At 41.8% G+C, this 5308-nt stretch carries 4 protein-coding genes; all 4 read left to right on the forward strand.

What is annotated here, in order from left to right; all coding sequences use genetic code 11:
• Window positions 1–186 precede the first annotated feature (186 nt).
• Window positions 187–1566 (forward strand): UDP-N-acetylmuramate--L-alanine ligase, encoded by a 1380-nt coding sequence (gene murC / locus ROSEINA2194_RS16505; RefSeq protein WP_009860806.1) that lies wholly within the window; start codon window positions 187–189, stop codon window positions 1564–1566.
• A 318-nt stretch (window positions 1567–1884) separates the two neighbouring features.
• On the forward strand, window positions 1885–2982 hold the full coding sequence (locus ROSEINA2194_RS16510) for a DnaD domain protein (protein WP_044928621.1): 1098 nt from the start codon (window positions 1885–1887) through the stop codon (window positions 2980–2982).
• A gap of 43 nt (window positions 2983–3025) precedes the next feature.
• Window positions 3026–4006, forward strand: a complete 981-nt coding sequence (locus tag ROSEINA2194_RS16515; protein ID WP_009860809.1) for an ATP-binding protein — start codon at window positions 3026–3028, stop codon at window positions 4004–4006.
• A 77-nt stretch (window positions 4007–4083) separates the two neighbouring features.
• Window positions 4084–5262 (forward strand): ribose-phosphate pyrophosphokinase, encoded by a 1179-nt coding sequence (locus ROSEINA2194_RS16520; protein ID WP_044928624.1) that lies wholly within the window; start codon window positions 4084–4086, stop codon window positions 5260–5262.
• The last annotated feature ends 46 nt before the right edge of the window (window positions 5263–5308 follow it).

The following is a 5308-nucleotide window of genomic DNA, read 5'->3' on the forward strand; positions in this document are numbered from 1 at the left end:
TGTTTGTCCTGTTTTTTTCGTCAAAATAGCTAACATGGAATTGTCCGAAAAGAATTTGCAAATTCCTGATATATGGTTATAATGTAACTGTTTCAGGCGTTATACAACGCCTTGTTATAAAATGAGGAAGTTTTTCATAAACTTTTTCATCAACAATCAACGAAAAAACAGGCAGGTATCCATAATATGTATAAAATTAATTTTCAGGAACCAATACACATTCACTTTATCGGAATCGGCGGAATCAGCATGAGCGGTCTCGCTGAGATTCTTTTTGAGGAACATTTTACGATTTCCGGTTCTGACTCCAAAGAATCTGAACTCACCAGACACTTAGAGCATATGGGAATGCAGATTTTCTATGGTCAGAAAGCTTCCAATATTATAGAAGGTATCGATCTTATCGTGTACACCGCAGCGATCCGTGAAGATAACCCGGAATTTGCCGCTGCAAAAGAAAAAGGTATTCCGATGTTAAGCCGCGCAGAACTGCTCGGTCAGATTATGGATAACTATCAGAATTCCATCGCAGTATCCGGTACCCATGGAAAAACAACCACAACTTCCATGATCTCCCAGATTCTGCTCGCCGCTAAAAAAGATCCAACCATCACAGTCGGCGGTATCTTAAAAGCGATCGATGGAAATCTCCGCGTCGGAAAATCTGACGTATTTATCTCCGAGGCCTGTGAATATACAAACAGCTTTTTGAATTTCCGTCCAAAATACAGCATTATTTTAAATATAGAAGCGGAACATCTTGACTTCTTTAAAGATATTCATGATATCCGCAATTCTTTCCACTTATTTGCAAAAAATACAAAAGAAAATGGTGCCATTATCATCAACGGCGAAATTGAGAACTATCAGGAGATCGTAGAGGGACTCGCTCCACAGGTCATTACCTACGGTATGAGTGATGCCTGCGATTTTTATCCTGCTGATATCACCTTTAACGAAAAAGCATGTGCAAACTTCACTGCCATGTACCACGGCGAGAAAGTCATGGATGTCGCCCTGAATGTACCCGGACTGCACAATGTTTCGAATGCACTCGCTGCCATTGCGCTTGCCCTTGACTTAAAGATCTCAAAAGAAGACATTCTTGCAGGCCTTTCTGCTTTCGGCGGTGCAGACAGACGTTTCCAGTATAAAGGATGCGTAGATGGCGTCACGGTCATTGATGATTATGCACATCATCCGACAGAGATCCGCGCTACGTTGACCGCGGCGAAAAAATATCCACACAAACGTCTGGTGCTTGTATTCCAGCCACATACTTACTCCAGAACAAAGGCATTTTTAAATGATTTTGCAGAGGTTCTCTCCATGGCAGATGTTGTGGTATTAGCTGATATTTATGCAGCCCGCGAAAAGAATACTTTCGGCATCAGTTCCAGAGATATCGAAGCAAAATTAAAGGAAAAAGGCACGGATGTCCATTATTTTCCTTCCTTTACAGAAATTGAAAACTTTTTATTAAAAAATTGTATAAACGGTGATTTGTTGATAACTATGGGCGCCGGAGACATTGTAAATGTTGGCGAACACCTGCTTGGCAGATAACTTATCCACATTATCCACATTCAATTGGGGAAAACTTCAACTTTTGAATGTGGATTTTTTTGTTTACATAAAGTTATCCACATTTTTATGTCAAAAAGCTGTGAGTCCTTGTATTTCCTCACTTTCATACGTTTTTCACAAAATGAGGTTTTCCTGGAACTCTTTTTTATCCACATTATCCACACTTTTGAAAACCCTTGATTTTACTGGGTTTGTGGGCAATTTTTTTCTTCTCTTTTTTACATTCCTGTGCTATAATTTGGGACGAGCTGATGGATAGGATATTCCATCCAGCTTTGTATGAAAGGAAGGAACACAATGGCAAATATAACACTTCATAGTGACAGTCAGACCTCTGCCACCAGTGTATCGAATATTTTCATTGATGAATATATGTCTGATGCCAATGGAGAGTTTGTAAAAATATATCTTTATCTGTTACGGCAGTTAAACGCGCCGGATGCTGCGTTTTCCATTTCTGCCATGGCAGATAAATTCGAACATACCGAAAAGGACATTAAGCGTGCTTTAAGTTACTGGGAGCGTATGCATCTGCTCCGTCTGGAATATGACTCCAGTGAGAATCTGACCGGTGTCTGTTTTTTGGACACCAAGCGCAGACCATCTGAGAACGAAGACCCTGTGACAGTATCCACACAGGAAACTGCTTCTTCTGAATATTCCGCAGCCGTATCCCCGGAAGAATCTTCTTTGAAGCCATCAGTTCCGGAACCGAAGAACTACTCTGCTGAGGATATCTCCATGTTCCGCAAACAGGAATCTGTGGCAGAACTTTTATTTATTGCTGAGCGTTACCTGGGACGTATTTTAACCCCAACGGATATGAACAGCATTTTATACTGGTACGACGGTCTTGGTTTTTCCACAGATCTCATTGAGTATCTGGTGGAGTACTGCGTGAGCAAAGGACACACCAGTATCCGCTACATAGAAAAGGTTGCCCTTGCCTGGGCTGATAATCACATTACAACTGTAGAACAGGCAAAGCTGACTGCCGGTCTTCACAGCCAGCTTTATTTTTCCGTTATGAAGGCACTGGGAATCAATGGACGTTCCCTTGTTCCGGCAGAGACAGCCTATATTGATAAGTGGCGGTCTGACTATGGATTTTCATCTGAGGTCATCACGACTGCCTGTGAACGCACCATACAGGCGATACATCAGCCAAAGTTTGAATATATTGACTCTATTCTGACCAGCTGGAAGAAGAATCACGTAAGCACTTTGGAAGATATTGCAAGACTGGATGAAGCTCACCAGAAGAAGAAAAAAACTGCGGTTCCAAACACCGCACAGACATCCCAGCCGAAAAACCGTTTTAATAATTTTGAACAGCGTTCCTACGATTACGATCAGCTGGAAAAAATGCTGCTCACAACTTCTGCACAGCACTAGATGATGCAGTATCCTTATCTTACAGGACAACAGGGAGAATCCAATGGCATTGAATAATTCGCAGTATGACGAAATTTTTCGTTCTTACGACGCAAAACAGCTAAAAGCACAACATCAGTTAGAAGAGCGCACAAAAGCTGCCTATGAACGTTCCCCGGAACTGAAGGCATTAGATGCCTCTATTGCGGAGATTTCCGTGGCATCCGCAAGACGTCTCTTAGATGGGGACAGTTCTGCTCTCACCGAATTAAAAGCGGAACTGAAAAATCTCCGCACAAGAAAGAAAGCTCTCATGAAAGAACTCTCTCTCCCGGGAAACTATTTCGAGCCGGTTTATGAGTGTCCGGACTGTAAAGATACAGGCTATATCGATGGTAAACCATGCCACTGCTTCAAACAGCAGGCGATCGATCTGATCTATACCCAGTCCAATATTAAGGACATTCTTGCAAGGGAGAATTTCAGTACGCTGTCTCTGGATTATTATTCAGATTCCAACATCAACCCTGCGACAGGACTTACATCCCTTGCCACTGCCAAAGCCGCGGTTGCAAGATGCCATGAATTTGTAGATCAGTTTGATACCACTTTTGCTAATCTTTACTTTTTTGGAGATACCGGAATTGGGAAGACGTTTCTCTCAAACTGCATTGCAAAAGAATTATTAGATTCAGGACATTCCGTAATCTACTTTACGGCGTTCCAATTATTTGATATATTAAGCAAAGGTGTGTTTGAAAAAGATGCAGATGCCATCGCCACACACCAGAATATTTTTGACTGCGATCTGCTCATCATTGATGATCTCGGTACGGAGCTTTCAAACTCTTTTACCACATCGCAGCTGTTTCTGTGTTTAAATGAACGTATCTTAAGACAGAAGTCCACGATCATTTCCACCAACCTGAATATGAACCAGGTTGCCGATATTTATTCAGAACGTGTACTTTCAAGAATATCCAACAGCTATACCATCATCAAACTGTTCGGTGATGATATCCGCTTGAAAAAACGTATTCACTAGATGCTCTGGATATCCCCTTATCCAGCATCTATTGAAATAAATTGTTAATGTTTAATTTTTATGGAGGAAAACCACTCATGCCAAACGATGAAAGAATTCTAGAAACCATGCCAGACGGCGCCCTCGGCTTAATTCCCTTAAAAAGCTGTGAAGAATTAGGTGCCAAAGTTGACCAGTACTTAGTAGGCTGGAGAGAGAAAAGAGAACATGCACATAAGAATGAAGCTGCATTCAAAGGATACCACCGTGACTCTTACATCATCTCCACATCTGTACCTCGTTTTGGAACAGGTGAAGCCAAAGGTGTGATCAAAGAATCTGTCCGTGGATATGATCTTTATCTGATGGTAGACGTAACCAACTACAGCCTCACTTACTCTGTATCCGGTCACGAAAACCACATGTCCCCAGATGACCATTACGCTGATCTCAAACGTATTATTGCTGCTGTCGGCGGTAAAGCAAGACGTATCACAGCAATCATTCCTTTCTTATATGAAAGCCGTCAGCACAAACGTACTGCACGTGAGTCCTTAGACTGTGCACTTGCATTACAGGAACTGACTGCTATGGGTGTTGACAATATCATCACTTTTGATGCTCATGATCCTCGTGTCCAGAACGCGATCCCTCTCAAAGGATTTGAGACTGTTCAGCCGGCTTACCAGTTCATCAAAGGTATCTTAAAGAACTGTGATGACTTAAAACTCGACAATGACCATTTAATGATCATCTCCCCGGACGAAGGTGGTACAAACCGTGCTGTTTACCTTGCAAACGTACTTGGTGTCGATATGGGTATGTTCTACAAACGTCGTGATTACAGCAAGATCGTAGACGGCCGTAACCCGATCGTTGCCCATGAGTTCTTAGGAACTTCTGTAGAGGGAAAAGATGTTATCATTATCGATGATATGATCTCCTCCGGTGAGAGTATGATCGACGTTGCAACAGAGTTAAAGAAGAGAAAGGCAAACCGTATCTTCGTTGTTTCGACATTTGGTCTCTTCACCAACGGTCTTGAACGTTTCGACAAGGCAGTGGAAGATGGTACTATTTACAAAGTAGTTACCACAAACCTCACTTACCAGACACCGGAACTTCTTTCCAGACCATACTACATTAACTGTGATATGAGTAAATACATCGCTTACATCATTGATACTTTAAATCATGATTCATCCATCAGCGATCTGTTAAACCCATATGACAGAATCCAGAAACTGGTATCCAAATACAAAAAAGAACATAAATAATATCGTTTCCAGAGGAACTGTTCCGTACAGTTTCTCCGAAACACAC

Origin of the sequence: Roseburia inulinivorans DSM 16841 (assembly GCF_000174195.1) — a bacterium.
Taxonomy (GTDB): domain Bacteria; phylum Bacillota; class Clostridia; order Lachnospirales; family Lachnospiraceae; genus Roseburia; species Roseburia inulinivorans.

Excerpts from the sequence above, each read along its gene's own strand:
- murC (WP_009860806.1), top strand. The coding sequence starts at position 187 with ATGTATAAAATTAATTTTCAGGAACCAATACACATTCACTTTATCGGA.
- ROSEINA2194_RS16510 (WP_044928621.1), top strand. The coding sequence starts at position 1,885 with ATGGCAAATATAACACTTCATAGTGACAGTCAGACCTCTGCCACCAGT.
- ROSEINA2194_RS16515 (WP_009860809.1), top strand. The coding sequence starts at position 3,026 with ATGGCATTGAATAATTCGCAGTATGACGAAATTTTTCGTTCTTACGAC.
- ROSEINA2194_RS16520 (WP_044928624.1), top strand. The coding sequence starts at position 4,084 with ATGCCAAACGATGAAAGAATTCTAGAAACCATGCCAGACGGCGCCCTC.